Source organism: Nocardia sp. NPDC006044, from assembly GCF_042871115.1.
In the GTDB taxonomy this organism is placed as follows: Bacteria; Actinomycetota; Actinomycetes; order Mycobacteriales; family Mycobacteriaceae; genus Nocardia.
This window is the reverse complement of the sequence record NZ_JBIAID010000001.1, coordinates 50775-77506: the sequence shown is the minus strand read 5'-3', so window position 1 is coordinate 77506 and position 26732 is coordinate 50775. Positions and strand designations below refer to the sequence as shown.

General features: G+C 67.9%; 28 protein-coding genes. 6 read left to right on the top strand and 22 right to left on the bottom strand.

Going from position 1 to position 26732, the window contains the following annotated elements:
- Nucleotides 1–99 precede the first annotated feature (99 nt).
- The 11 genes from ACFYO1_RS00410 to ACFYO1_RS00360 form a co-directional block, all read right to left on the bottom strand.
- A complete protein-coding gene (locus tag ACFYO1_RS00410) occupies nucleotides 100–705 on the bottom strand; it encodes a hypothetical protein (protein WP_387225679.1) in 606 nt (201 codons plus the stop codon).
- A 13-nt stretch (nucleotides 706–718) separates the two neighbouring features.
- Nucleotides 719–1675, bottom strand: coding sequence for an MlaD family protein (locus ACFYO1_RS00405; protein ID WP_387225677.1), 957 nt, complete (start codon nucleotides 1673–1675; stop codon nucleotides 719–721).
- A complete protein-coding gene (locus ACFYO1_RS00400; RefSeq protein WP_387225675.1) occupies nucleotides 1672–2793 on the bottom strand; it encodes an MlaD family protein in 1122 nt (373 codons plus the stop codon). Before ACFYO1_RS00400 ends, ACFYO1_RS00405 begins: the two co-directional genes overlap by 4 nt.
- Nucleotides 2790–3860: an MlaD family protein gene (locus ACFYO1_RS00395; RefSeq protein ID WP_387225673.1), complete on the bottom strand. Its 1071-nt coding sequence runs from the start codon at nucleotides 3858–3860 to the stop codon at nucleotides 2790–2792. The genes ACFYO1_RS00400 and ACFYO1_RS00395 overlap by 4 nt, the downstream gene beginning before the upstream one ends.
- On the bottom strand, nucleotides 3860–4894 hold the full coding sequence (locus ACFYO1_RS00390) for an MlaD family protein (protein WP_387225671.1): 1035 nt from the start codon (nucleotides 4892–4894) through the stop codon (nucleotides 3860–3862). Before ACFYO1_RS00390 ends, ACFYO1_RS00395 begins: the two co-directional genes overlap by 1 nt.
- Complete coding sequence (locus tag ACFYO1_RS00385) at nucleotides 4882–5883, bottom strand: MlaD family protein (RefSeq protein ID WP_387225669.1); 1002 nt, start codon at nucleotides 5881–5883, stop codon at nucleotides 4882–4884. Before ACFYO1_RS00385 ends, ACFYO1_RS00390 begins: the two co-directional genes overlap by 13 nt.
- Entirely contained in the window at nucleotides 5880–6947 is a 1068-nt protein-coding gene (locus tag ACFYO1_RS00380) for an MlaD family protein (protein ID WP_387225667.1), read from the bottom strand. The genes ACFYO1_RS00385 and ACFYO1_RS00380 overlap by 4 nt, the downstream gene beginning before the upstream one ends.
- Nucleotides 6911–7777 carry an ABC transporter permease gene (locus ACFYO1_RS00375; protein ID WP_387225665.1) on the bottom strand — a complete coding sequence of 289 codons (867 nt, stop codon included), beginning with the start codon at nucleotides 7775–7777 and terminating at the stop codon, nucleotides 6911–6913. The genes ACFYO1_RS00380 and ACFYO1_RS00375 overlap by 37 nt, the downstream gene beginning before the upstream one ends.
- A gap of 1 nt (nucleotide 7778) precedes the next feature.
- On the bottom strand, nucleotides 7779–8624 hold the full coding sequence (locus ACFYO1_RS00370) for an ABC transporter permease (protein ID WP_387225663.1): 846 nt from the start codon (nucleotides 8622–8624) through the stop codon (nucleotides 7779–7781).
- 439 nt (nucleotides 8625–9063) lie between these two features.
- Nucleotides 9064–10164, bottom strand: coding sequence for a calcium:proton antiporter (locus ACFYO1_RS00365; RefSeq protein ID WP_387225661.1), 1101 nt, complete (start codon nucleotides 10162–10164; stop codon nucleotides 9064–9066).
- 93 nt (nucleotides 10165–10257) lie between these two features.
- Nucleotides 10258–10659, bottom strand: a complete 402-nt coding sequence (locus tag ACFYO1_RS00360) for a PPOX class F420-dependent oxidoreductase (protein ID WP_387225659.1) — start codon at nucleotides 10657–10659, stop codon at nucleotides 10258–10260.
- A gap of 172 nt (nucleotides 10660–10831) precedes the next feature.
- On the opposite strand from ACFYO1_RS00360, the gene ACFYO1_RS00355 reads away from it, so the two are divergent.
- Nucleotides 10832–11830, top strand: a complete 999-nt coding sequence (locus ACFYO1_RS00355) for a DUF4189 domain-containing protein (RefSeq protein ID WP_387225657.1) — start codon at nucleotides 10832–10834, stop codon at nucleotides 11828–11830.
- A 7-nt stretch (nucleotides 11831–11837) separates the two neighbouring features.
- On the opposite strand, the gene ACFYO1_RS00350 is transcribed toward ACFYO1_RS00355, so the two are convergent.
- Nucleotides 11838–12233 (bottom strand): nitroreductase/quinone reductase family protein, encoded by a 396-nt coding sequence (locus ACFYO1_RS00350; RefSeq protein WP_387225655.1) that lies wholly within the window; start codon nucleotides 12231–12233, stop codon nucleotides 11838–11840.
- Nucleotides 12234–12441: 208 nt separating this feature from the next.
- Between ACFYO1_RS00350 and ACFYO1_RS00345 the strand changes: the two genes are divergently transcribed.
- Entirely contained in the window at nucleotides 12442–13602 is a 1161-nt protein-coding gene (locus ACFYO1_RS00345) for an FG-GAP repeat domain-containing protein (RefSeq protein ID WP_387225653.1), read from the top strand.
- A 6-nt stretch (nucleotides 13603–13608) separates the two neighbouring features.
- Here the strand turns inward: ACFYO1_RS00345 and ACFYO1_RS00340 are convergent, their stop codons facing one another.
- Nucleotides 13609–14412, bottom strand: coding sequence for a transglutaminase family protein (locus tag ACFYO1_RS00340; RefSeq protein WP_387225651.1), 804 nt, complete (start codon nucleotides 14410–14412; stop codon nucleotides 13609–13611).
- A 141-nt stretch (nucleotides 14413–14553) separates the two neighbouring features.
- On the opposite strand from ACFYO1_RS00340, the gene ACFYO1_RS00335 reads away from it, so the two are divergent.
- Nucleotides 14554–15219: a phosphate uptake regulator PhoU gene (locus tag ACFYO1_RS00335; protein ID WP_387225649.1), complete on the top strand. Its 666-nt coding sequence runs from the start codon at nucleotides 14554–14556 to the stop codon at nucleotides 15217–15219.
- Nucleotides 15220–15222: 3 nt separating this feature from the next.
- Here ACFYO1_RS00335 and ACFYO1_RS00330 read toward each other — a convergent pair whose 3' ends face one another.
- Entirely contained in the window at nucleotides 15223–16128 is a 906-nt protein-coding gene (locus ACFYO1_RS00330) for a LysR family transcriptional regulator (RefSeq protein WP_387225647.1), read from the bottom strand.
- Nucleotides 16129–16198: 70 nt separating this feature from the next.
- Here ACFYO1_RS00330 and ACFYO1_RS00325 point away from each other — a divergent pair, with 70 nt between their 5' ends.
- Nucleotides 16199–17350: a TDT family transporter gene (locus tag ACFYO1_RS00325; RefSeq protein ID WP_387225645.1), complete on the top strand. Its 1152-nt coding sequence runs from the start codon at nucleotides 16199–16201 to the stop codon at nucleotides 17348–17350.
- Between the two features lie 95 nt (nucleotides 17351–17445).
- Here ACFYO1_RS00325 and ACFYO1_RS00320 read toward each other — a convergent pair whose 3' ends face one another.
- The 3 genes from ACFYO1_RS00320 to ACFYO1_RS00310 form a co-directional block, all read right to left on the bottom strand.
- Entirely contained in the window at nucleotides 17446–18291 is an 846-nt protein-coding gene (locus tag ACFYO1_RS00320) for an RNA polymerase sigma factor (protein ID WP_387225643.1), read from the bottom strand.
- Between the two features lie 147 nt (nucleotides 18292–18438).
- Nucleotides 18439–18570 (bottom strand): hypothetical protein, encoded by a 132-nt coding sequence (locus ACFYO1_RS00315; RefSeq protein ID WP_387225641.1) that lies wholly within the window; start codon nucleotides 18568–18570, stop codon nucleotides 18439–18441.
- Nucleotides 18571–18643: 73 nt separating this feature from the next.
- Nucleotides 18644–19519, bottom strand: a complete 876-nt coding sequence (locus ACFYO1_RS00310; RefSeq protein WP_387225639.1) for a haloalkane dehalogenase — start codon at nucleotides 19517–19519, stop codon at nucleotides 18644–18646.
- 670 nt (nucleotides 19520–20189) lie between these two features.
- Between ACFYO1_RS00310 and ACFYO1_RS00305 the strand changes: the two genes are divergently transcribed.
- Complete coding sequence (locus tag ACFYO1_RS00305) at nucleotides 20190–20915, top strand: HNH endonuclease family protein (RefSeq protein WP_387225638.1); 726 nt, start codon at nucleotides 20190–20192, stop codon at nucleotides 20913–20915.
- Here ACFYO1_RS00305 and ACFYO1_RS00300 read toward each other — a convergent pair whose 3' ends face one another.
- Nucleotides 20916–21935, bottom strand: a complete 1020-nt coding sequence (locus tag ACFYO1_RS00300; RefSeq protein WP_387225636.1) for an NAD(P)-dependent alcohol dehydrogenase — start codon at nucleotides 21933–21935, stop codon at nucleotides 20916–20918.
- Nucleotides 21932–22378 (bottom strand): hypothetical protein, encoded by a 447-nt coding sequence (locus tag ACFYO1_RS00295; RefSeq protein WP_387225634.1) that lies wholly within the window; start codon nucleotides 22376–22378, stop codon nucleotides 21932–21934. The genes ACFYO1_RS00300 and ACFYO1_RS00295 overlap by 4 nt, the downstream gene beginning before the upstream one ends.
- Nucleotides 22379–22500: 122 nt before the next feature.
- Between ACFYO1_RS00295 and ACFYO1_RS00290 the strand changes: the two genes are divergently transcribed.
- A complete protein-coding gene (locus ACFYO1_RS00290; RefSeq protein ID WP_387225632.1) occupies nucleotides 22501–23289 on the top strand; it encodes a helix-turn-helix domain-containing protein in 789 nt (262 codons plus the stop codon).
- A gap of 79 nt (nucleotides 23290–23368) precedes the next feature.
- On the opposite strand, the gene ACFYO1_RS00285 is transcribed toward ACFYO1_RS00290, so the two are convergent.
- The 3 genes from ACFYO1_RS00285 to ACFYO1_RS00275 form a co-directional block, all read right to left on the bottom strand.
- Nucleotides 23369–24292: a LysR family transcriptional regulator gene (locus ACFYO1_RS00285; RefSeq protein ID WP_387225630.1), complete on the bottom strand. Its 924-nt coding sequence runs from the start codon at nucleotides 24290–24292 to the stop codon at nucleotides 23369–23371.
- Between the two features lie 117 nt (nucleotides 24293–24409).
- Nucleotides 24410–25975, bottom strand: coding sequence for a hypothetical protein (locus ACFYO1_RS00280; RefSeq protein WP_387225628.1), 1566 nt, complete (start codon nucleotides 25973–25975; stop codon nucleotides 24410–24412).
- Nucleotides 25960–26727, bottom strand: a complete 768-nt coding sequence (locus tag ACFYO1_RS00275) for an ABC transporter ATP-binding protein (protein WP_387225626.1) — start codon at nucleotides 26725–26727, stop codon at nucleotides 25960–25962. The genes ACFYO1_RS00280 and ACFYO1_RS00275 overlap by 16 nt, the downstream gene beginning before the upstream one ends.
- Nucleotides 26728–26732: the final 5 nt, after the last annotated feature.

Sequence of the window (26732 nt, the reverse complement as noted above, 5' to 3'; positions counted from 1 at the left end):
CCCGAAGGTTGCTGGATCGATGCTCACTTTATGTTGTTTTTATTTACGCAGGTAGGAGCTATTTATCAGAAATAGCTGCCGATAAACTAGTTTGCTGGGTCACTGCTTGGGCAGCGCGCCCGCGACCCCGCCGACGTCGGCGACCTTCCAGCCGTTGTTCGGGTCGACGTTCACCGTGTAGGTCACCGTGGTCTGCGCGCCCTCGGGCGTCTGGGCGCTGGTCGAGGTGACGTTGAGGAAGACGTTCACCTTGTAGACGCCGTTGTCGGTGTTCATCACCTTGGCGGTGATCGGCGTCGAGGTGGAGGTCCACTTCAGCGGGACCAGGATGTCCTGCAGCTTCGACGCGGTCGCATCGAACTTGCCGGCCAGCTGCGGGGTGGTGTTGGCCTTGAGCTTGCCGACCCAGCCGTTGACGTCCTGGAAGTTGATGTTGGACGCGCCGACCGCGTAGTCGGTGGCCACCTGTTCGGCATGCCGGTCGGCGGCGGCCGCGGCGTCCCGGTCGCTGAGGTCGCCGCGCGCGGAGACCCACAGCGTCGCGAACACGGCGGTGGCGGCGGCCAGCGCCACCAGGGCGGCGCCGAACGCGACGGTCGACAGGCGGATCGACACGGTCCGCCCGCCCTTGTCCGACGCGGGCACGGCCGCGGCGGCTTCCGCCTCGGTGTTCGACTTCGGTTCGGTCACAACGTCGTTCGACATCGCGGCCTCCTTCCTACTTGATGGCGACCCGCACCTTGACCGCGCCGTCGGCGTCGACGTCGGCGAGGGCCTGGGAGATCAGGGTGGAGATATCGATCCGCGGTGCGGCCGCGACGATCGCGTCGAGCAGCGGGCGCAGGATCGGCGCCAGCGAACTCAGCTCCGGCTGTAACTCGCGCAGCGCGGCGACGGTCTTCTCGGTGAACGGGGCGACCCCGTTGCCGGTGGTGTACTGGTCGATCGGCTCGCTGTCGACCATGCCGCCCACGTGCGTGACCAGGTTGCTCACCGCCTCGGCGAACTTGGTCCACTCGGGTGCGGCGGCGCTGAACGACGGGCCGACCCAGTCCATATTCGTCGCTGTGTTCTGCAGGCTGTTGAGCAGCGAGACGATCTGCGGGTTGCGGCTCATGATCGCCGCGGCGAGCAGATCGCCGGAGCGCGCCAGGTTGGGGATCGCGCCGTCGGTGCCGACCAGGGACTGCTCCGCCGTGCTCACCAACGAGCCGACGATGTTCGGATCGAGCTGGTTCAGCGTGGCGGTGGCCAGCCGGGCGACCTCCGGAATCGACAGCGGGGTACGCACATTGGCGGTCTTCAGCTGCTGGCCGTCCCGAATGTACGGGCCGCCTTCGGAATTCGGCCGGAACTCGACGTACGGCTCGCCGAGCGCGGACAGATGCTCGATGGTGACCATGCTGTCGGTGGGCACCTGCCGGTCGGCGACCAGCTTCAGGCCGACCTCGACGCCGGCGATGCTGTTGGTCACCGAGTTGACCCGGCCGACCTCGATGCCGGTGAGCAGCACCGGCGAACCGACCGCCAGCCCACCGGAATTGGCCAGCACCATGGTGGCGTGGGTGTAGTCGCGCAGCGGATCGACCCGCACCACGCCGAAGGTCAGGTATCCCGCGCCGAGCACGACGATGGCGGCGATGCCGCCGAGCGAGGCGAGCGAACCGAGCTTCATCGGACGACTCCGATCATGCGTAGCGTCTGGATGATCCGGTCGGTCTGGTCTTGAACCGGCACGGCGGCGCCGTCGGTCTTCACCCCGACGATGTTCACCATGGGGCCGCGCTCGGCGAACGGAATGATCTTGTCGCGGATCAGCGAGACCAAGGTCTGCAGGTTCGACGGCTGGCTCAGATCCAGCGGGCGAGCCGAGGCCAGCAGCGGCAGGAACGCCTGCACGGTGCCGTCGGCGCTGGTCAGCAGCGGGCCGAGCCAGGTGAGCGAGGTGCCGATCGGGCCGAGCGCGTCGAAGATCTTGGTCACGCCGACGATGGACGGCGCGATGCCGTTCATCTGATCGACCGACTCCTGGGTCAGCAGCTGCGCGAGTTCGGGCCGGATCTCGTGCAGGACATTGGAATTGCGGTCGATGCCGTCGAGCAGCGAATCCAGCCGGTCCAGGTGATTGCCCAGATCGACCGCGTCGTCGGCCATGGTCTTGCCGATCTGCGCGGTCCGGCCCACATCCTTGGGCAGCACGTCGTTGAGCTGTTCGATGGTGTCCTGCACCTGCTGGATCGCGCCGCCCTGCGTGAAGGTGGCCAGCGCGGACATCGTATCTTCCAGCTGCACCGGGGGTTTCGTCTGCGACAGCGGAATGGTGCCGTCCGCGGGCAGCAGCTTGTCGAAGCCGTTCGTCGGGGTGAGCAGCGCCAAATGGATGTCGCCGAGCACGGTGTTCTGCCGCAGTTCGGCGCGGGTGGCGACCGGAAGCTGTACCGACTTCGAGATCCGGGCGTCGACCACGACATAGCCGCCACGCCCGCCCGCCTTCGCCGAATCCACCACCGTCACCGCGGAAACCGTGCCGACCTGCGCGCCGTTGGCCATGATCTTGGCCCGCGCGGGCAGATTCAGCACGTTCTGGAACTGGATCTTGATGGTGTAGGTGGGGCCGGAGACCTCGGCGCCGGGCACCGGCACCGACGACGGGTCGAAGGCACACCCGGCGGCGGGCAGCACGGCGACCATGACCGCCGCGACGCCCGCGGTGAAACGCGCGCCGCGCCTCGGGCTTTCAGGCCGGTGGAACGAGACGCTCAGCCGTCCCGCGTCGTCTCGCTGAATCCTCATCGCGCACCTGCCATTCCGAACACCAGGTCCGCCATGTCGATCTTCGCCACGCCGCCGTCCGCGGTGCAGCGCCCCGGCGTCACCACGTTCACCGCCGCGCAGGCCTCCTGTGGGATCGCGACCTTCGGTGGGACGTAGGCGATCCCCTTGCTCACCGAGTGGACCGCGTCGGTCAGCACCGGCATCATCGAGACGACCTGGGCCAGCGAACCGACCCGGGCGCGCAGGAACTTCACCAGCGGCACGGTGAAATCCAGGGTCTTCATGATCGGATCGCCGAACGCGGTGGTCAGGTCGTTGAGCACCGGAAGCAGTTGGGCGAGACCGTCGATCACGTCCGCGCCCGGCACCAGGAGGTCTTCCCTGGCCGTGACGAGCACCGGCGCCAGCCGGGTGAACATGGATTCGATGTCGCCCCAATGTTCTTCGACCTTCTTGCCGACCGAGGAGAACGCGTCGAAGACGCCGACCAGGTGGCCGATGTCCGCGTCCGGCGAGGCCATCGCGCCGCTGAGCTGCTTGATGATCGCGTTGATCTGCGGCCCGGTGCCCGCGGTAGCCGCGTTCAACTGGGACAACCCGCTGGCCAGCGCGTCGGGCGTGGCGGAGTCCGGACCGGAGATTTCCGCGGACAGCTGGGCGACGGCGTTCAGTGTCTCGGTGACGCTCTTCGGCGTCATCGTCTTGGTGATGCACTGCGACGAGTTCCAGCGCGCGGTGTCCTTGCCGGTCGACACCACCGCGAGCTCGCGCGCCGCGACGATGCTGTTGGCCAGCGTGGTGGCGCCCGCGTCGGCGTACACCGGCTTGTCCGCCTCGACGGCGAACTCGACCTTCACCGCTTTGCCCTGCGGGGCAATGGAAGTCACCGTGCCGACCGGAATGCCGCGCATGGTCACCTGATTGCCGACGTAGAGCCCGACGGTGTCCGGCATGATCGCGCAATAGCTCTCGGTCTTCTTCAGCGGATCGAAGACGATGAAGTAGCCGACGACCACCAGCACGACCGCGACGACCGCGCCCGAGACCGACATGAACGCCCGGGACGCGAGGACCTTGTGCAGCATCAGCAATCCCTCCCCGGCACCGGGACACACACTCGCGCAAGCACATTCGGGGGTGCGGTAATGGTCTGGCCGGACTGATCGATCCGCACGCCGTCGTCCGGGATGGCCAAGTTCGACAGCTTCTGCTGAATGTCCTGCACGGAGCCGACGACCGGATCGAGCCGGCCCAGCAGTTCCTCCATCCGCGGCACCGCGTCGAAGAGCGGCTGCAACTTCGGTTTGATCTCGGCGTAGGTAGGGGCGATGGCCGCGGCCTTACCGATCACCGCCCGCAGCAGCCGGATGCCCTCGGCCAGCTCGGCGCGCTTGTCCAGCACCAGGTCTTCCAGCAGGTTGGTGGCCTGCACCAGCCGGCCGAGCGAGCCCTTGGCGCCGTCGTACATGGTGACGTATTCGTCGGCGTTGGCGATCGCCTTGGAGATCATCACGTGCTGACGATTGAGGTCGTCGACGAAGCTGTTGAGGCTGTCGAGCGTGGTGCGCAAGGTGTCGGGGGCCTGCGCGACCGAGGTGCCGAGCGCGGCGAGGTTGCGCCGCAGGGTATCTCCGTCGATCTTGCGCAACGGCTCGGCCGCGTCCTGGAAGGTCTGCACGAGGCTGTACGGCAGTCGGACACGGTCGGTCGGAATGTGCTTGTCGCCCAGAGGTTTAGAGCCAGAGGGGAACAGCGCCACGTAGTTGCCGCCGACGATGGTGAGCATGCGCACGTCCAGGGTGGACTGGTCGCCGACGAACACCGAGGAATCGACGGTGAACCGCATGATCACCCGATCCGGTTTCAGCTCCAGCGATTTCACCGTGCCGACGCTGACCCCGGCGACCCGGATGTCGTCACCGGACTGCACCGACTGGGCCTCCGACAGCTCGGCCGTGTAGGTCTGCTTGCCGAACGGAACGACGTACAGTACGCCCGCCGCGATCGCCAGCATCGCCACCAGCACCACGCCGACGATGCCGAGCCGGATCTCGCGCCGCTTGCGTTCCGGCTCGCCGATCACCCGGCGGTCGGCGAACATCGTGCTCAACCAGCGCATACCGCCACCTGCTGTCCTGCGATCAGTACGCCGAATACCTGCGGCACGTCGGCCTGGCCCTTGGAGCACTGCGGCTTCCAGCCCGCCACCGCGGACTTGGGGATGGCGGCGTCGAAGCCGGCCAGTAGCCCGGGCAGCTTGTCGAACACCTCCAGCGCCTGCTGGGGATCGGGAAAGATCTTCTGGATCAACGCATTCACGTCGTCGGGGCTTTGCAGGCCGAGCGCGTTGAACAGGTTGTCGAGCGGTCCGAGCACCGACGGCGCGGCGGCGGCGAACTGCGCCAGGCCGGTCATGTTGGATTGCAGGCCGGAGATGACGTCGGCCAGCCGGGCCAGGATCGGCACCATGTAGTGGATCTTGCCGCTGGCCGTGTCGTGCAGGTCGGACAGGTTCTGCAGCACCGCGTCGATCACCGTCTGCCGGTCCTTGACGTGCGCCGCGAGCTTGTCGATCGCCTCCAGCGCGGGCCCGATGCCGTTGCCGTCGCCCTCGATCAGCGCGACCATGCTGGCGCTGAACTGATTGATCTCCTCCGGGGAGATGGTGGCCAGCACCGGCTTCAGACCGTTGAACATGCTGGTCACGTCGAACGAGGGCACCGTGCGGTCGGTACCGATGGTCGCGCCGCCGGGGATGCGCTTGCCCGGCTGCGGTTGCTGTTGCAGGTCGATGTAGCGCTGCCCGGTGAGGTTCTGGTACCGGATGGCGAGCTTGGAGTTGTCGTAGATCGCCGCATCGGTTTTGAGCGACAACCGAACTCGGGCCTGCGTGCCGTCCAGCGCGATGCCGTCGACCTTGCCGACCTGCACGCCGTACATGCGCACGTCGTCGCCGACCTTGAGGCCGTTGGCGTCGGTGAACAGCGCCGCGTGCTGTTCGGTCGGGCCGGAGACCGGTCGCTTGATCGCGGTGCAGACGATGACCAGCACGCCGATCATCACGGCGGCGAACAGCGCGAGACGCCAGCCGGCGGAACGGACGTTCATCGGGCACCGCCCAGCAGCGGCGCCAGCACCGGCATTCCGCTCACGTCGACCTCGGCGTTGAGCACCGGTCCGCCCGGCGTATCCGGCATGGCCGCGCGCAGGCGGCGCAGCAGTTCGGTGAGGTCGGCGCCCGACTGGCGGGGTTGCGGCACCATCTGCGCGAGCAGCGCCAGCACCGGGCCGAGCTGATCGGTGAGCCCGGAGAGGTCGCCGCCGAGCGCACCGCCGAGGTTCGCGATGCCGGGCAGCAGCCGTTCGGTGTGCATCCGCACGCCCGCGTCGAAGGTGTCCCGATTGCTTTGCAGCCGTGGGATATTCCGCAGGATGTAGACCATCAGCTCGTTCGCGCCGGCGAAATCACCGGCGCCGTAGAACGCCGGGCCGAGCCGGCCGGCCAGCTCCGAGGGCGGCATCCGCTGGTTGTCGGTGACGATCTGGGCCACCTGGATGATCGACTGCGCCAGCGGGGTTAACGCCTTCATGTCGTGCGAGACCTGGCTGATCACCGTGGCCATCTGCGGGGTGAGCACCGAGTCGCCGGTCTGCGACAGGCTGCGCAGCATGCTGCCCATGGTGGCGTCGAACACCGCGTCGGTGTGGCTGCCGGTCAGGTCGATCACGCTGTCGTCGCGCAGCGCGGATCCGCCGGTTCCGCGGCGCAGGCCGATCTCGCTGATGCCGAACAGGTTCGCCGGCGCGTAGTCGACCTTCATACTGTCGTCCAGGCCGTGCAGTTGAGCCGGGTTGAGCCGCAAGGTGATTCGCTGCGTCCCGCGTTCGTCGGGGGCGATCGCGGCGACCGTGCCGACCTGGACGCCGTCGACCCGCACCGGCGTGCCCTCCAGCACACCGTCACCGATCTGCTCGGTGTGCAGGGTGATCTGTAACCCGCTGTCGGAGCGGAACTCCCGATAGATCAGACTGGCCGCCAGGACGGCGACGATCACGCCGACCGCGACCACCCCGACCAGCCGGGTCTGCCGCTTGTCGATGGCCACTCCGGGCATTCCGTACTTCGGCATCGCCATTACCCCGTAAAGCTGATCGTCGCGTTGAAGCCCCACAGCATGATGGTGAGGACCATGTCGATGGCCACGATCGCCACCGACGAGGCGCGCACCGCGCGGCCGGAGGCAATGCCGACGCCCTCGGGCCCGCCGGTGGCGAAGAAGCCGTAGTAGCTGTGGATCAGGATCACCACGGTGGCGAAGATGGCCACCTTGATCACGGCGGCGACCACGTCGAACCCGGACACGAACTGGAAGAAGTAGTGGTCGTAGACGCCCGCGGACTGGCCGTGCACCAGCGTGATCAGCCCGCGGCAGGACAGGTAGGCCAGGATCAGCCCGATCAGGAAGGTCGGCACGATCGAGATCGCGCCGGCGATCACCCGGGTGGTCACCACGAACGGCACCGAGCGCAGGCCCATCGCCTCGAGCGCGTCGATCTCCTCGGAGATGCGCATGGAGCCGATCTCGGCGGTGATGCGGCAGCCGGCCTGCGCGGCGAAGCCGATGGCCGCGGCGATCGGCGCGAGCTCGCGGGTGGTGGCATACGCGGAGACGATGCCGGTGACCGGACCCATGCCGAGCATATTCAGCATGGTGAACGATTCGACGGCCACCGAAGCGCCCATGACCAGGCCGAGCACGATCATCATCGGCACGGTGCCGCCGCCGACGATGACCGAGCCGCGGCCCCAGGTCATGTCGGAGATGATGCGCAACGTCTCGTCGCGGTAGTGCTTGAGCGTCGATGGGATCGACGACAGCACCTGCCAGACGAAGGCGAGCACGAAGCCGAGCGATTCGAAGCGCGCGAGCAGCAGGCCGCGCCGGTGATAGAAGCGGGCGATCCAGCCCAGTCCCCTGGGCGCGTAACTGGAGGCGGCCATGTCAGACCAGCCTGGTCGGCAGGAACATCTCGACCACCTGGGTGACGCCCAGGTTGACGATGGCGATGGACACGACCGACAGCACCACGGCCGCGTTCACCGCGTCGGCGACCCCGCGCGGTCCGCCCTTGGCCTCCAGCCCGCGCTGGCAGGCGATGACCACCACCAGGAAGCCGAACAGGGCGGCCTTGAGCAGCGAGACCCATACGTCGGCGACGGTGGTGAAGGAGCCGAAGGTGGCCCAGTAGCTGCCGGGGGTGACGTTCTGCCCGCCGACGGCGACCGCGTAGCCCGCGACGATGCCGACGAAGATGATGAGGATGTTCAGCAGCGGCGCGACCAGGATCATCGCGACCAGCCGCGGAATCACCAGGCGCGGAATCGGACTGATGCCCATGGTGTTGAGCGCGTCGATCTCTTCCCGGATGGTGCGCGCGCCCAGATCGGCGGCGATGGCGGCCGCACCCGCGCCGCCGAGCAGGAATCCGGTGGCCAGCGGGGCGCCCTGTTTGATCACGCCCAGGCCGCCGGTGGCGCCGAGCAGCGAGTCCGCGCCGAGGGTGTGGATGAGATTGCCGACCTGAATGGAGACGATGACGCCGAACGGGATCGCGATGAGGATCGCGGGAATCGCCGTGACGGTCACCAGGCGCCACGCCTGCGTGGTCGCCTCGCGCCACTGGAACTGCCCGCGGGCGATCCCGGTGACCGTGCCGGCCACCGATTCGCGCGCGATGTCCACGGCCCGCCCGAATGTCCGCAAGGACGAGACGACCGTGTCGGAGAAATTCCTGCGGACGATACGAACGGCAGTAGCGCTCGAGCGAACCCGGGTCACCGGCGCCACGCGTGGGCCCGGCCAGGCCGGTGTGTCTCAGGTTTCACAATCGTTCTCTCCATGATGGGCGTCACTGCCATCAAGAAGCTATCGGTGACAATCGGTAACAGTAAAGCTGATCACGGTGTGATCATCGCCTCCTATTCGATTGCCGGCGACTAGCCGAAAGCGCTGGTAGAAAGCATCCGAATGGAACTACCTCGGGGTTCTGCAACAAGTTATCAGCGCATTTCGCCTATCAATATGACGAGCATCACGCCATTCGGCTAACTCCAGGCAAGGTCACGGTCCGATTACCGCGACAGCCGAATTCACGAAAAGAACAAGGTGGACGCGTTATCTCAACGAAACGGTGCACGGCAGGACAACAGTCAGCACACCGATTCGACGTGACCGCGGTCACTCGACGACGAATTCGCTCACTTATCCGTGAGCTGCGTCACCCGCACTACGGGCTGGCGGCGAGAAACACAAAAGCGGAGAACAGCGCCAAATGCACGCCGCCCTGCAAAAGCGTCGCCCGGCCGGGGACCACGGTCAGCACGCCGACCACGATCGTGAGGGCGAGCAACACCATTTGGGTGGCGCCGAGACCTAGTTCCAGCGGACCGTCCAGCCAGATGGTCGCCACCGCGATCGCCGGAATGGTCAGTCCGATGCTGGCCATGGCCGACCCGAGCGCGAGGTTGAGGCTGATCTGCACCTGATCGCGCCGCGCGGCGCGCACCGCGGCGAGGGTCTCCGGCAGCAGCACGAGCAACGCGATCACCACGCCGACCGCGGACGGCGGCAATCCCGCATCGGCGACGGCCGACTCGATCGACGGCGAGACCACCTTGGCCAGCCCGACCACGCAGACCAGCGCGACGAACAGCATCGCCAGGCTGAGCAGCGCGGCCTTGCTGGTCGGCGATTCGCTGTGCTCGTCGTCGTCGGTGACCACGCCGTTGCCCTCGACCGGCAGGAAGTCGTCCGGATGCCGCACCGTCTGGACCATCACGAACAGCCCGTACAGCGCGAGCGAGGCGACCGCGGCGAAGGCCAGCTGCCCGGCGGAGAACTCCGGCCCGGACTGGCTGGTGGTGAAGGTCGGCAGCACCAGGCTGAGCGTGGCCAGCGTCGCGACCGTGGCCAGCGCCGCGCCGGTGCCCTCGGCGTTGAACACCGCCACCCGCCTGCGCAGCGCGCCGACCAGCAGCGAGAGGCCGAAGATGCCGTTGCACGTGATCATCACCGCGGCGAAGACGGTGTCCCGGGCCAGCGACGCCGCCTTGTCTCCGCCGGAGATCATCAGCGTGACGATCAACGCCACCTCGATGATGGTCACCGCGACCGCGAGCACCAGCGACCCGAACGGCTCGCCGACCCGGTGCGCGACCACCTCCGCGTGGTAGACCGCCGCGAGCACCGCGCCGATCAAGGCCGCGGCGACCGCGACGACGGCCACCCCGGACAGACTTCGGCCCCAGGTGGCGGCCAGCGCGAGGGCGGCGAGCACAGGGATGAACACGGTCCAGCGGTCGGTCAACACACGGATCATGTGTTCCATCGTTGCAGCTAACCCTCCGCATCCTGGTCAGAGCGGTGCCGCAGGGCGATTTGCCCGGTTTCCCGGCCGCGCGGGGCGGCCGGGAGCACGCGATCAGCGCTCGGTGGCGTTGCCTCGGATGCCGGTGGGCCGGATCGCGATGGCCACCCGGTCCTTCGCGTCCGGCGGTACCAACGGACCGTTGCCGTAGCGCTCGGACAGGCTGGAGTAGAGCGCGCCCTCGGGATCTCCATCGATGTGGTCGAGCACGCCACGAACCTCGAGGTAGCGGTACGGGTTGTCCGGGTCGTAGATCGAAATCGAGACCCGCGGCTCGTGTGCCAGATTCTTGAACTTCTGCCGGTAGTTGGTGTGGGTGAACCAGATGAACTCCCCGTCCCACACGAACCACATCGGGTTCACCTGCGGCGCCCCGTCCGGCCGCGTCGTGCCGAGGCTGGCGTAGACGGGCCGCTCCAGCAGGTCCCGCGCCTTCTCCGGAATCTCGATTGTCATGCACCCTCCAGTCGATGTGCTGTCCGCACGAACGAAAATACGCGTCGCGCGCCGCTTTCCGATGGGGTAGCCGGGTCGAGCGTCACCGGCCCCTACTGACAGGGGCAGATATCCGGCTACCGAGCCGATACCCTGGTTCGGCCTTGATCGAGACGAACAACAGCGGGGGCGCATGTCATACCCACCCGGCCAGTACCCCGGGCAGCCTTACGACCCGAACGCGCACAACGCGCACGAGGGTCAGCAGCAGGCGCCCGGCCATCAGCGCTCGGATCCGACGATGCTCAATCCGATGGGCCAGCAGGGGTATCCCCCGCCGCCGGACCCCACTCAGCTGAACCCGTTGAGTCAGCCCGATCCGGCCCACCAACCGGTTCCGCCGGCCGACCCGACCGTGTTCAATCCGCTGAGTCAGCCGGATCCGGCGTATCAGCCGGGGCAACCCTACGATCCGTATGCGCAGCAGCAGGTTTCGCAGTACCCGTCGGTGCCGCAGTATCAGCAGCAACCGATGTATCAGCAACCGCCGCAGCAGTATCCGCCGCAGCAGGGCGGTTTCCCGCCGGGTCCGCCCCCGCCGGGATTTCCACCGCAGTACGGGCCCGGCGGGTCCGGGTCCAACGGCGGTGGCGGCGGCGGGAAGGTGCTCGCCGCGATCGGTTCAGTCCTGCTGACCGTGCTGGTGATCGCCGGGATCATCGGGCTGAAGGTGTGGAAGAGCAACGCCAGGCACCACCGCGACGACGCCGGCGCGACCACCACGACCAGCCTCGCCGTCTCCACCAGCGCGGCCGGTGTACCGACCACGCCGAGCATCAGCGCCAAGGTTCCGCCGATCGTCACCACGGCGCCGACGACCTCGCCCAAGCCGGCGACCGTGTGGATCGCGGCGGCCTACAACGAGGCGAGCAACGAAGTGCACTGGGTCAGAAGCTCGCTCGGCCAGGATGCCGCTGTGGGCCAGGCCCAGGTCGCGTGCGGCTTCTCCTGCCAGGAACCCATTTGGTCGAAGGACGCCTGCGTCGCGTTCGCCTTCGGCCGCAACAACGGCTGGGGCTCCGCCTGGGGTCTCACGATCTCCGACGCGCAGAACAAGGCGCAGGCCAGGGCACAGAACGACTTCAACGTGCAGGGCCCCTTCGAATTCTGGTCGAAGTGCGCGACGGAGTAGCCCGCGGTTAACCGTCCAGGTCGATGCGGACGGTGAGCAGGTCGGTGCCGACCAGCTGCACCACCGTGCTGTTACCGCGCGGGAGTTCGCGCAGCCGGGCGCGCGCGTCGTCCTCGGGCAGCGGATGCGCGGTGCCGGTGTACCAGCGACCGTGCAGGCGCAGCCGAACCCGGTTGTTCGCCTTGATGTTCCGGATGTACTGCGAGCGGTCACCGAACTCGGAGACGAGCCAGAACTCGTTGCCGACCTTGCGCCCGCCGATCGGGGTGATGCGCGGCTGCCCGCTCACCCGTCCGACGGTCTCCAGGAGTTGCTGGGCGGGCATCCTGCGCTGCAACGGATTGACGACGCGACGCTGCAACGTGGTCACCAGTCGGTGCTGAATATCGCGCTTGCTCGGCATGCGGCGACGTTAGCACCGGCTTGGGCAGTGTGCCGCACGACGCGAACGAATCAGCGGCACGATGCCGAAAGCGCTTTTGGCACAGTGCAACAGGGGAATACCGGGGCGGTGGGCAATTCGACGAATTGCCCGGAATACCGGTGTTTCAGTGTGATACACATCATAAAGTCCGTGCCCTGCAATAACTCTGAGCACACCAGGACCACTCATGCCTGATTCATCCTTGCATTCGCGCCGCCTAGTTCTCGCCGCGACCGCCGCGGCACTGTCCCTGATCGGTTCCGGCCTGATCGCCGCCGCCCCCGCGCATGCCGCGGGGGCGATCAATTTCGCGCCGAAGGTGGATTCACCGTCCGGCGGCCAATTTCCGTCGTGGGGACCCGGCCCGTCCCCGATCGGCACCGTCACCGCCGACTTCGACGGCGACGGCAAGGCGGATATCGTCGCGGCCGATTTCCAAGGGGCGGGACCGATTCTGATGACCGGCAAGGGGGACGGCCGGTTCAACACCGGCACCAGGGTGGGCGACGTCGGAATCGGCTTCGGCGCGGTGGGCGTCGGCGACCTGAACGGCGACGGCAAGCCGGACGTCGTGGCGCAGGCATGGACGACGATCGCGACGTTCGTCAACAACGGCAACGGCACCTTCCGCGCGGCGACGAAGTACACGACTCTCGAAGGCGCACAACAGGAAGTGATCGTCGCCGACGCCAATGGCGACGGTAAGGCCGACGTGCTCAGTCTGGCCCCGGCGGGCGTGCAGACCTGGCTCGGCAAGGGCGACGGGACCCTCGATGCCGGGCCGACCAGCCTGATCCCCGGGGTGGCCGCCGCGTTCACCGTCGGAAAGTTCAACTCGGACAACAAGATCGACATCGCGGTGAACAACGATGCGCTGCAACAGGTGCACGTCTTCACCGGCAACGGCGACGGCAGTTTCACCCGGCGCGGGGCGAGTACGTCCGGCTTGATCACCGAGGACGTGCGCGCGGGCGATTTCGACGGAGACGGCATCGACGACGTGATCACCGCCGACTCGTTCTCCTTCAGCACCACGCTGCTGCTGTCCGACGGGAACGGCGGATTCAAGAAGACCGATCGGGTGGCCGTCTCCGGGCTCGGCCCGACCAGCATCGCCGCGGCCGACTTCAACAAGGACGGCAAGCTGGACGCCGCGATGTCGGCGGTGCTGAACTCCAGGATGGTGATCTTCACCGGCAACGGTGGAACCATCAGCAAGACCGGCGATTTCGGCGTCACCTCGCAACCGCAGACGCCGGCCATCGCCGACTACGACGGTGACGGCAAGCTCGACATCGTGGTGGCGGGCAGCGCGAACGCGGTGTCGTTCTTGAAGAACATCTCCTGAGCGCGGTCAGCAGACCGAGGTCAGGGTGACGTTGTCGTCGAATGGCAGGAAGCCGTCCACCAGGGCGGTGACCTGCAAGCTGTGCACGATGATCTCGCCACCGTGGTTGTCCAGGAAGGCGACGTCGGAGGCGTCCCGGCCGGTGGCGATCCGGACCAGCGTCGCGCGTGGCGCGAGCCCGGTGGCGTCGAGCGCCCGCCAGGCGCCGTCGACGTAGGCCTCGGCGACCGCGTGGAAATCCATCGGTGAACAGCCCGGCGCGTACACCGACACCACCCGCGCGGGCACCTTCACCGCGCGCAACAACGCCACGACCAGATGGGCGAAGTCGCGGCACACGCCGGCGCCGGACAGCACCGTCTCCACCGCACCGTCGATGGGGTCGCTGCTGCCGGCCACGTACCGGATCCGCCGCCCGACCCACTGCGCGACCTGCACCGCGAGCTGCGCATCCGGTGTGCCGGAGGGGAATTCGGTGGCCGCGAAGCCGAGCAGCTTGTCCGACTCGGCGAATCGGCTGGGCCGCAGATACAGCGCGCGGTCGTAGTCGGAACCCGCGTCCGGAAGCGCGGCGCCGAGCACGGTCGCGCGATAGTGCGCGCGTAAAGTGCCGGGGCCGACCGAGAATTTGTGAATTCGGGTGCCGTGCGGGCCGAGGATCTCCCACGGTGTGACGGTCCAGCCGTCGAGCTCGAACACCAGCGACTCGTTCAGTTCCAGATTCCACTGTCTGGCGACGGCGATCTGGAATTCGAGCGTGGTCGGCGCGGTGATCGCCACCTCGAGCTGAGCTGAGACATCGCGCTTCACACCACAATCCTGTCAGTCGCGGTCGAGTGCCCTTCCTATTTTCGGCCAGACCGCACCGAGTTGGCATCATCTGCACCGTCAATTCATGTCCAGGAGGGGATAACTGTGCCCGGCCGCGCGGATATGGGCGAGAATTTGCGCGTGCGCACCCAGTTCACTCGCGAGCTCGTCGCGTTGACCAACGATTTGACGCTGATGTGCCGGCTCACCCATGACGCGGCCGAGCGGGTGACCGACGCACTCGTCGGCGCCGATCTCACCGCCACGTACGAGGTGTTCGCCCTGGACGAGCAATTACAGAAGATGTACGGCGCGTGTGAGGCAAGGACGGTGGTGCTGCTCGCGTTGCAGGCGCCGGTCGCCCGCGATCTACGGCACGTGGTGACCGCCATCCAGATCGCGACCGAGTTGTCCCGGATCGGCGGACTGGTCAGCCAGGTCGCCGATCAGGTGTATCAGAGTCATCCGGGACATGTTGCGCCGCAACCGATTCTGGACACTCTCGCGGAGATGGGCCGGCTTGCCGCGACCCGCACCGCGCTCAGCGGCGAGGCCGTCGCGACGGGTCATCAGGAACCGCCAGGCGAACACGATCCCGGACTGCACGCGATGGAACTACTGCACAAGCAACTGCATTCGGCGCTCGCCGCGCCCGCGTCGGCCCCGCCGACCACCGCCGCGATCAATGTCGCACTGCTGGCCCATCATCTGGAACGCTGCGTCGACCACACGTCGCGCATCGACCGGTTGATCCGCTTCCTGGACACCGGCGTCCCTCCGACGGCTCAGCCCGCGGACAGTGCGTGATCGCTAGCCGGCGCGGGCGATCGCGTAGAGCTCGCGGGCGGGGCCGCTCAGCCGCTGCCCGGTCGGCCATACGGCGCGCAAGGTGCGTTCCAGTTCGAGGTCGGTGATCGTCGGGGAAACCAGCGTGCCCGAGGCGATTTCGGCGGCCACGGCCAGTGAGCTGAGTACCGCGGGCCCGACATCGGCCGCGGCGGCGGTCTTGATCGCGGTGGTGGAGGACAGCTCCAGGGCGACCTCGGGCTGCCAGCCGGAGATGCGGCGAGAGACCGCGTGCTCGAACCAGTTTCGGGTGCCCGAGCCGGTTTCCCGTTGGATGAGCGGGGTTTCGGCGAGTTCGGCGAGGGTGACCGAGCCGCGGCGGGCCCACCGGTGGGCCGGCGCCACGACGACGATCAGGTGGTCGTGCGCGACGACGTGGGACTGGAGGCCGCGAAAGTTCTGCGGGCCTTCGATGAAGCCGATCGCCGCCTTGTTGTCGAGCACCTCCTTGGCGACCTCGACGGAGTTGCCGGACTCCAGTGCGATGGCGGTGCCCGGGGCGGTGGCGCGCAGCTTCATCAGCCAGGCCGGGAAGAGGTACTCGGCGATCGTCTGACTCGCGGCGACGCGCAAATGCGAGTCGCGCTCGGCGCGCAGCGTGTCGATGCCCGCGTCGAGTTGCTCCGCCGCGCGGACCACGCCGCGGGCCCACTCCGCGATCAGCGAGCCGGCGCGGGTCGGCCGGGAACCGAGGGTGGTGCGCTCCAGCACCGGCATGCCGACCAGCTTCTCCAGATAGCTGATCCGCGAGGACGCGGACGGCTGGCTGATGCCGTGCGCGGCCGCCGCGCGGCCGAGGCTGCCCAATTCGATCACCGACAGCAGCAGGTCGAGCGCGGCCAGGTCGGGGACACGGGGCGACAGGGGCATAGAACGAGTCTATGCATGCATAGGTACGTGCCCGCTACCCGACTCCGCGACCTGCGACGACGCTGAAGACATGACCGCCACCGTGACCTTCCACCCCGCACCGCCGCGGCGCGGGGTCGGCGAGCTCGACCCTCGTGCCGACCGCCGCCCCGGCTCCCTGCGCCAACTCGGCCCGAACTGGTTCGCCGCCGTGATGGGCACCGGCATCGTCGCCACCGCGGCGGCCTCCCTGCCGATGCAGTTCCCCGGATTGCGCGGCGCGGCGACCGTCGTGTGGGCGCTGGCCGCCGCGCTGCTGGTCGCTTTGAGCGCCGCGTGGCTCGCGCACTGGACGCGTTTCCCGGATACCGCTCGTGCTCATCGCAACCACCCGGTGATGTCGCAGTTCTTCGGGGCTCCCCCGATGGCCCTGCTGACCGTCGGTGGCGGGACCCTGCTGCTCGGCTCCGACGTGATCGGCCTGCCCGCCGCCGTGGCGATCGACTGGGTGCTGTGGACCGCGGGCACCGTCCTCGGCCTGCTGACCGCGTGCGTCATCCCGTACCGGATGTTCACCAGGCACCGGGTCGAGGCCGACGCGGCCTTCGGCGGCTGGCTGATGCCCGTTGTGCCGCCGATGGTTTCGGCCGCGATGGGCGCGCTACTCGTCCCGCACACACCCGCGAGCCAACCGCGCCTGACCATGATCCTGCTGTGCGTGGCCATGTTCGGACTCAGCCTGATCGCCGCGCTGGTCACCATCACCATGATCTGGTCGCGCCTGGTGCATCACGGCACACCCCCCGCGAATATGGTGCCGACCCTGTGGATCGTGCTCGGCCCGCTCGGCCAATCCATCACCGCCGCCGGACTTCTCGCCAATGCCGCACCGTTTGCCCTGCCCGATCTGTACGCCAAGGGCTTCGTGGTCTTCTCGGTGATCTACGGCATCGCCGCCTGGGGCTTCGCCATGCTGTGGCTGGCGCTGGCGCTGACCATCACCGTAAAGACCTACCGGGCAGGCGAATTGACCTTCAGCCTGACCTGGTGGGGCTTCACCTTCCCGCTCGGCACCTGCGTCACCGGCAGCACCGTCCTCTACACCCACACCGGCGCAAACCTGTTCGCCGCTACCGCAGTCGCCCTCTACGTGCTGCTGGTGGCCGCCTGGTCGGTGGTCGCGATCCGCACCGCCCGAGGTGTACTGAACGGCACGCTCCTCCGCCCCGCGACCACCTCCTGACCGGCCGCACGCCTTCTGATTTCCCGCACCGGGATTCGCATGCAATTCCGGGTGCGGGAAATCAGAAGGCGTGCGGCTTTGGCTCGGGGTTGGGTTCAGTCGAGCAGCGGGAAACGACCGGAGTGCAGCAGGCCCGCGATAGCGTCCATCTTCGCTTGCGGCGCAGCATAATCCGGGTGAGCGCGCAGGACGGCGGCCGCGTCGTGTAGCCGGGCCATCTGCTGCTCGGCCTGCTCGGCGGTGCGGCCGCCAGGGGCGACCGGGTGACGGGCGAATGCCAGCTTGCGGGCGTCGACGCGGCCCAGGGCCACGGCCTTGTCCACCCGGCGCGAGCAGCGGCAGAAGGCCTCGGGGTTGGCCACGCCGCAGGTGGCAGTGAGGAAGTTGCCCAGGCGATTCTTGGCGCGCTCCAGGCGCTTTCGGTAGGCGGCCGGGGTGATGTCGAGGATCCAGGCGGCATCGACGGAGGTGAGTTCGAAGACGTCGCCGAGAACGAAGGCGACTCGCTCGTCACGGCCCAGGCATTGCAGCATGGCCTGCGAGCAGTTCAGCCGGACCTCCGCGGTGAGCAAGGTCGCCTCCGGGCCGCGGTAGTCCGCTTCCGCGAGCCCGTCGGCCAAGCCGTCGCGGTAGGCGTCGAAACTCAACTCGGCCGCTTCCTGCGGCGTCTGGCGTTTCAAGTTCAGCAGATAGTTGACCCCGATCCGGTAGGCCCAGGTCAGCAGCTTCGCCTCGGCACGCCAGGTGGCAAGGTTGCCGAGCACGCGAAGCAGGATCTCCTGAGTCGCATCCTCAGCCTCCGCCGGGCGCCACACCATCCGCAAAGCCAGCCGATACAGCGGGTCTTGCAACAGACGCACCACCTCCGCGATCGCGTCCCGCTCCCCGGCAACGGCACGCCCGACCAGCGCCTGCTCCTCGGCCTGTGCCTCCATACTCATCCAGCCATCCTTCGGCTGCCGGACGGTTCGGCGCAAGGGGAATTGTCAGTAGTCCTTCAGCGCGAGCAACTCCGGATCGCCTCCGGCAGGTTGGCGCCATGGCGTCGAACACCTCGCGCCGCGGTGGTTCAGCGAACAGCATGCCTACTACTTCGACGGCGCCTGCATGTCTCGCTGTACAGCGACGTGCGCGGGATCGCGGTGCACCTCGAGCTGGAAGCCGGGATCCGGCGGGCCGGTACACCGGTAGCTCTGCGGGACACCCTCGAGCCGCAACACGAGCAAGTCCTGGCCAGCGGTCGGTACCCGACACGGCTGCGGGACCGGATCAGCCGGTCCCGCGCACCGATCATCAGGAGATCGCGGACGCCGCGTCGACCAGTGCGTGCCTGCGCAGCCAGTCGGCGATTGCGGCGCCGATCTCGTCCGGCCGATCCTCGGGTGCGTGGTGGCCTGCCGGGCCGATCGACGCGATGTCGACGTTCGCGAACGTGGTCGCGGCCCAATCGATCGCCTCGGGCGAACCGAGGCCGACGCCGTTTTCCAAGCCCATCACCAGCTTCGGGACCTCCGGTGACTGTGCGGCCCAATGGCCATAGTTGTTCACGATCGCCACCACATCCGCCGGTTCGCCGTCGAGCGGGAACTCGCGCGGCCACACCAGCATCGGCTTGCGCGACTCCGGGGTCGGGTACGGCGCGCGGTACACGTCGTGATCTTCGGGCGACAGGTTCGCCACGCCCTTGGGCAGGTTGAACTCGATGAACATGTTCTCTTCCAACACCATTCGCTCCCCCTCCGCGCTGCGGAACTTGCGGAACAGCTCGGCGCCGAGCGGCGGTAGCTCCGCCCAGCTCATCGGCCGCAGGAACGTCTCGATCAGCGCGATGCCGCGCACCCGGCCCGGGTGGCGGGCGGCCCAGTCCAGGCCGAGCGCGCCGCCCCAGTCGTGGCCGACGATCACCACCTGGTCCAGATCCAGCGCGTCGAACCAGGCGTCGAGGTAGCGGGCGTGATCGGCGAACCGGTAATCACCGTCCGGCTTACCGGACTCGCCCATGCCGATGAGATCGGGTGCCAGCGCCCGGGTTCGGCCGGTGACGTGTGGAATCACGTTGCGCCACAGGTGCGAGGAGGTGGGGTTTCCGTGCAGGAACACCACCGGCACCGCACCGGTGCCCGCATCGCGGTAGTAGATGAACGAGTCGAGGACGTCGACGGTTGCCATGATCTATCCTTCCGAGGTCCGGCTTGCTTGCCTTCACCCGGTTTGGACACGGATTTCCACCGCACTGTGACCACCCGGAAAAGTGACCCTCATCACCACCACGGCCGCTTGCGCGCGCACTGCACAAATTCGGCTAACGACCGGCACTTCCGTAGGAATCCAGTAGATATAACTACCAGCCTGAAATGAACCTGAGAATACTCCCGAATCAGGCATATCGACTTGCCAAGATCGAATCCGGTTATCTACTGTCTCAATACGTAGCAACGAGCAAGATGCGGGACGGAGACAAGCGGTGCAGCAGCGAGAGGCGAATTCCCGGTCACGGAAAGCACTCTCGGCCGGCACCGAACGAATCCCGATCTGCCCCTAGTCATCACGAACGAGTACGCCCGGCGCGGCTCGACATCCCGGGTCCTCCCTCATCGGCCCTGTGGTGTCGGCGGGTGCGGTAACGGACTGGACAACCAGCCGCACCACCGCGCGACGGACGAGCTCCTTCGTGATCAGCCACCCTCGAGTCGGCGCCGGCACGGCGACTCGAGGGTGGTTTCATATCAAGCCCCCTTGGCTGTGCGGAAGGTCATACCCCACAATCACTTCCGCGACCTCGACCTCCGGATACGTTGGCGCCCGATATAGTTCAGGGTGGTTGGCGTTAGGAAGCTCGATGAAGTTCACAGTTCAGCGGCTCGCTCTGATCGGGCTGGCCATCGCGACATTCATCGGAGTGTCCTACTACTACGTGAACCGAGTCGAATCCCCCAGGGCGAACGCGGGCTGCGGCACCGCGCAGGTCTGCGCCAACGCGCCGGCCAGCATGCCCAGCCACGACGCGCTCACCCTGCTCGACACCATCCGGGTCGCCGGTCGCGCGGCCAAAACCGGTTACACCCGTGAGCAATTCGGCACGGCCTGGACCGATGACGTGTCGGTCCCCGGCGGCCACAACAAGTGCGACACCCGCAACGACATCCTGCAACGCGACATGACCGACGTCACGTTCAAGGACAACAGCCGCTGCGTCGTCGCCAGCGGCACGCTCAACGATCCGTACACCGGCAAGACGATCAAGTTCGTCCGCGGCCCGAAGACCTCCGACGACGTTCAGATCGACCACATCATCCCGCTGTCGGACGCCTGGCAGAAAGGCGCGCAACAGCTTTCCGCCGAGCGGCGCCAAGACCTGGCCAACGATCCGCTGAACCTGCAGGCCGTGGACGGTCCGACCAATCAGTCCAAGAGCGACTCCGACGCCGCCACCTGGTTGCCGCCGAACAAGGGCTACTGGTGCGCCTACCTGACCAGGCAGATCCAGGTCAAAGCGGCCTATCAGCTCTGGGTGACCCAGGCCGAGAAGGACGCCATGACACGGGAACTCACCGGCTGCCCCTAGTCAGGACATGGTCACGACGACCTTGCCGAACGGGTTGCCGTCGCGGAAGTAGCGGTACGCGTCCACCGCCTGATCGAGCGGGAACACCCGATCGATGAGCGGCCGCATCCGGTGCTCGGTGATCGTCCGGTTCATCGCCTCGAAGTCGGTGCGGCTGCCGACGGCGATCCGGCGGATCGACACGTACTGGGTGCCGAACACGTCACCCACCGACTCGACCAGCGGCGTCCGCGCGGCGCCGATCATGGTGACCTGCGTGTTATACCCGCCGGAGCGAACGGATTTCGACAAGGTCGGCAGGCCGACGGCGTCGACCACATGCTCGACGCCGAGGCCGCCGGTCAGGTCCTGCACCGCCTGATCCCAGTCCGGTGTCTCGGTCGAGACGATCACCTCGTCCGCGCCGAGTTTGCGCAACCCGTCGGCCTTGCCCGGGCTGGAGGTGACGGAAAAGACCCGCGCGCCCAGCATTTTCGCGTGCTGCACGGCGAACAGGGCGACCGCTCCGCTACCGACGGTCAGCACCGTCTCTTCGGGCACGACCGGCACCGGCTTCGTGAGTGCCGCCCACGCAACGACTCCCGCGCAGGTCAGCGTCGCCGCCTCCACGTCGGTCAGGTGCGCGGGCACGTGCACCACCGAATCCTGCTCGACCACCGCGTAAGTGGCGAGCATGCCGTCGAAGTTGGCGCCGTACTGCTCGGCTGCCATGGCCAGGCGCTGCGGGCCGTCCACCCACCGGACGAAGTAACTGGCGGTGATCCGGTCGCCGAGCGCGGCACGGGTCACGTTCGCGCCGACGGCGATCACCTCGCCGACGCCATCGGAGAGCGGGACGATCCCCGGTGTCGCGGGCAACGGGTAGACGCCGTCCATCAACATCAGGTCGCGGCGATTGATCGAGGCCGCGCGCACCCGGATCACGACCTGGTCCGGACCGGGCCGGGGAACGTCCTGCGCCGCGGTGCTGAGCCCGTCGAGGCCGCGCAGCGGATCCAGGTGGTAGGCAACGCCGTTCATCGGACACCCACGATGTACTGGTGATCGGACAGGATCCGGCCCTCGTCGTCGAGGCCGATGACCTCGAAGCCGCCACCGGCCACCGTGCCATCGGCCTTGGCCACCATGGTCCAGCTCACGCCGATCAGCCCGGCGGGCAACCGGATCGGCGCGTCCTCGACCGCGAATTCGTATTCGCCCGACTCGATGAACATCTCGTAAGCCCGAGTCACCCTGCGGTCTAGCGCATCATGGCCGCGGACCTCCAGTGGCGGCATCGGGAACTGCAGTTGCTCCGCTGCTTCGCGCATCTCCACCGGCGGGTCGACCAGGGTCTGCGCACCGGTCGGCGCCCACAGTTCGCGGATCGCCTTGCCGCGCGCTTGCGGGTCGGCCTCGTTCCACTGCGCCGCGTACTGCTCGGCGAAGCGGGCCAGTTCGTTGTCGTTCAGTTGCTTGCTCATGACCCGAAGTTTTGCGATCCCGGCGATTCCGCGCGATTCCCGGCAGGGAATAGCCGCCCGGCCCCGCTTCTCATACCCTGCGCGGAATCGCACTCCGGTGCAGGTCAGATAAGAATGTGGGCATGACGACGGCGATAGAGGCACCGGGGTTCGCCCGTGAGCTCAAGCACTGGCGGACCCTGCGTCGGGTCAGTCAGCTGGATCTGGCGATCCGGGCGGACACCACGCAGCGACATCTGAGTTTTCTGGAACAGGGGCGGTCGCGACCGGGGCGCACGATGGTGGTGCGGCTGGCGGAGTCGCTGGAGCTGTCGCTGCGGGAGCGCAACGATCTGCTGCTCGCTGCGGGCTACGCACCCGCGTTTCCCGAATCCGATGTGGACGCACCTGAATTGGAGCCGGTACGGGAGGCGTTGCGGACGATTCTCGACGGCCACCTGCCCTATCCGGCGATCGTGGTGAAGCCGCGCGGGGTGCTGCTCGCCGCCAATGCGGCGTTCACGGTACTGACCGACGGTGCGGCGCCCGAGTTGCTGAACGGACCGATCAACGTGCTGCGCCTGGCGCTGCATCCGGAGGGCCTGGCGCGCCGGGTGATCAACCTGCCCGAGTGGGGCAAGCACGTGATCGAGGCCCTGCGCGGGCGGATGTCGCGCAGCCCCGACCCGGCGCTGGCCGAGTTGATCACCGAGCTGGAAGGTTATCTCCCGCAAGCAGAACCAGGCCCCGACCACCTCGGTTTCGCGGTGCCGCTGCGCCTGCGCAGCGACGACGGAGAGCTGCGCCTGATCACCACCCTGACCTCGTTCGCCACGGCAACCGACATCACCCTCGCCGAACTCCACCTGGAGGCCTTCCTCCCCGCCGACCAGCAAACAGCGCAGATCCTGCGCAACCGCGCGGCCGCATAGACATCCGACGCACACCCCCTGATTTCCCGCATACCGATTCGCATGCGATTGCGTGTGCGGGAAATCAGGGGGTGTGCGGCTACCAGGTTCGGGCGGCGGTGCGGAGGCGGGCGTGGACCAGGTCGACGTGGGGGCGGGTGTCGGTGCCCGCGCGGCGGACGAGGAATCCGGTGTTGATCGGCGGGTCGGGTGGGTCGAGGAGGGTGACCAAGGTGCCTGAATCCAGTTGGGGGGCACAGAGATAGCGCGGGAGGACGCTGATGCCCGCGCCCGCGACTACCGCGCCGGCGACGGCGCGCAGGTCCGCGACGATGACGGCCGCCTCACCGGTCAGCCGGATCCCGAAGACGTGCCGCCAGTATCGGCGCAGGATCGGCAGGTCGGGTGCGTAGCTGACGAGCGGCAGCGCGGCCAGCGCGGCCGGGCCTTCGGTACGCAGCCGCGCGGTATCGATCCGTCCGGCCACTGCGGGCGCGGCGACCAGCACGAACTCCTCGTCGGACAGCGCTTCGGCGACCACGGTCCGGCCGCGTGGACGCACCGTCGACAGCACCAGGTCGTAATGCCCCGCACGCAACCCGGTCAGCAGATCCTCCGAGAGCCCGGAACTAACGGTCAGCCGCACACCGTGCCCGATCAGCGGGGCGAGCGCCGGAAGCGCCTGTACCGCAAGCAGTTCCGCAGGACCGGCCAACCGGACAGGCGGCTGCGGTTCGGCCTCGTCGGTAATCGACCGGCCGGCAACCGCACTCAACGCGTCCAATGGTTCGGCGATCCGCGCGGCCAGCTCCGCGGCGGCCGCGGTCGGCGCCACCCCGCGCGGCAGCCGCTCGAACAACCGCTGCCCGAGCCGCTTCTCCAACATCTGCAACTGCGCGGTCACCGTCGGTTGCGACAACCCGATCAGCCGCGCACCGCCGGTAATGGACCCCGCCCGATGCACGGCCAGAAACGTGCGCAACTGATTCAGATCCAAACTGCCATCGGAATCCCTATCGCTCACCCGGCCAGTCTATTGCCCTGCCGATACAACCTCCGCCCACACGCACCACTTCTGCTTTCCCGCACCGAAATCGCATGCAATTCTCGGTGCGGAAAATCGAGAGTGGCGCGGCTGGGGTCAGCGGGGACGGACCGCGTCGAGGAGTTCGGGGCCGTGGGTGGTGAGGCGCTTTTCGGCGAGGTGGGTGGCGATCAGCGCGGCGGCGATGCCGGTGGCGAGGCCGACCGGGACCGCCAGCCATTCGATCGCTTTCAGCTCGGTGAAGTGGCCGATCAGGAGGATGGCCAGTACCGGGAGCACGGCGAACAGCTGACCGAAGAGCACGGTGAACTGGAGCAGCACCTTCGCGCAGCCGGGGTTGCCCGAACCGGAGAACGGATTCCCGGTGCGCTGCGGAATCGGATACGGCGCGTGTGTGGAGATGAACATGGCGGCGCCGACGCCGACGCCGAGGGCGGCGAAGTACAGCGCGAGCACCCAGGGGTACTGGTCCGCGTGGCCGAACGCACCCGGCAGGATCAGCGCGAGCAGCAGCGTGGGCAGTCCGAGCACGATCCCCAGCGCCAGCAGGCGGCCGCGCACGTCCGCGCGCACCGCGCCGGGTGTGACCAGGGCCTGCCACACGGCGGTGCCGTCGTAGCCGTACAGGTTGGCCCCGGCGAGCGCGGCGAACGAGACCGAGGTGACTCCGGCGAACGGCACACCGCCGGTGCCGTTGCCCTGGAAGGCCGGGAACACCGGCATCAGAATGCCGACCACCAGCACCGGCAGCAGCGCGGCCCGGCGGCGACTGTCCCGCGACCAGGTGCGCAGTTCCTTGATCAGCACGGCGCCGACCGGTCCGCGCTGACGGACCCGGCCGAGCAGTCCGCCGCCGACGCTGCCGGCCACGGAGTTCATCGGCGCGGCCAGCCGCCGGGCCAGCAACACCGCCCAGGCCTGCCAGAGCCCGAGCGAGACCACCGCGAGCCCCGCCAGCGGCAGCAGCGCGAGCAGCCAATTGCCCTGTGCCGCACCCTCTACCGCGACCGGCGCCCAGCCGGACGGAATCCAGCGCACGGCCGCCGACGCCCAGGGCGGGAGGTCGCGCAGCGCGCTCACGTGCGACATCAGCCAGCTCATCGGGTAGTAGGCGACGCCGAGCAGCCCGGCCAGCAGCACGCCGATGTCCCGGCCTCGCCGGGATCGCATGGCCGCGCCGATCCAGGCGAGCACCACCCGGGACAGCAGCACCACGAACACCAGTTGCAACACGATCCCGATGACCGCGACCAGCGTTGCCGCCCAGCCCAATTGGGCCGCGAGAATGATCAACCCGCCGAACGCGACCAGGTTGATCACCGGCGCGGGCCCGGCGAACGCCGCGGCGAGCAACCCGCCGGCCAGCTGCCTGCTGCTGATCGGCAACAGCCGCAGATGCTCCGGCTGGATGGTCTCGTCGCTGCTGCCGATCAGCACCGGCCCGCACAGCCAGCCGAGCGTCCAGATTCCGAAAATCGTTGCGGCGATGGTGATCCCGTTGGCGACATCACCATCGCGTTCGGCGAACCCGATCAGCGCGGCGGTGATGACCGCGAACACGGCGCCGAACAGGACACCCATCACGAAGCTGAAACCCTGCCACCCGTTGCTCAGCGCGCGCCGGGTGAGCAGCAGCCGCATGCGGATCAGGATGCCAGCCACGACAACCCGTCCTCTCCGCCGACGCGGCCGCCGACCAGCCGGACGAACGCCTCCTCCAGGGTGGTCTCGCCGCGCACCTCGTCCACGGTGCCCGCCGCGACCACGCGTCCGCCGGTGATCACCGCGACCCGGTCGCACATGCTCTGCACCAGCGCCATCACGTGACTGGACAGCACCACGGAACCGCCGGCCGCGACGAAGCGTTGCAGGATGACCCGAATCGTGCTGCCGGACACCGGATCCACCGCCTCGAACGGCTCGTCCAGGACCAGCAGCTTGGGCGCGTGCAGCAGCGCGGTCGCGAGGCCGATCTTCTTGCGCATGCCCGCCGAGTAGTCGACGACCAAAGTCTTTTCCGCGCCGGTCAATTCGAACACCCCGAGCAATTCGTCGGCGCGCTCGGTGACGGTGGCCTCCGGCATGCCGCGCAAAAGGCCGGTGTAGGTGAGCAATTCGCGACCGGTGAGCCGCTCCGGCAGGGCGAGGCCGTCCGGCAGCACACCGACCAGGGTCTTCGCCCGGATGGGGTCGGCCCACACGTCGGCACCGAAGATCTCGGCGCGGCCGGCGTCCGGGCGTAGCAGTCCACAGGCCATCGACAGGGTGGTCGTCTTGCCCGCCCCGTTCGGGCCGACCAGGCCGAAAAAGGAGCCCGGCGGTACTGCCAGGCTCACGTTGTCGACGACCCATGGTCCGCCGAAGCGTTTACACAGGCCGGTCAGGTGCAGTGCGGGCTGATGGTCTGGTCGCATGGTCC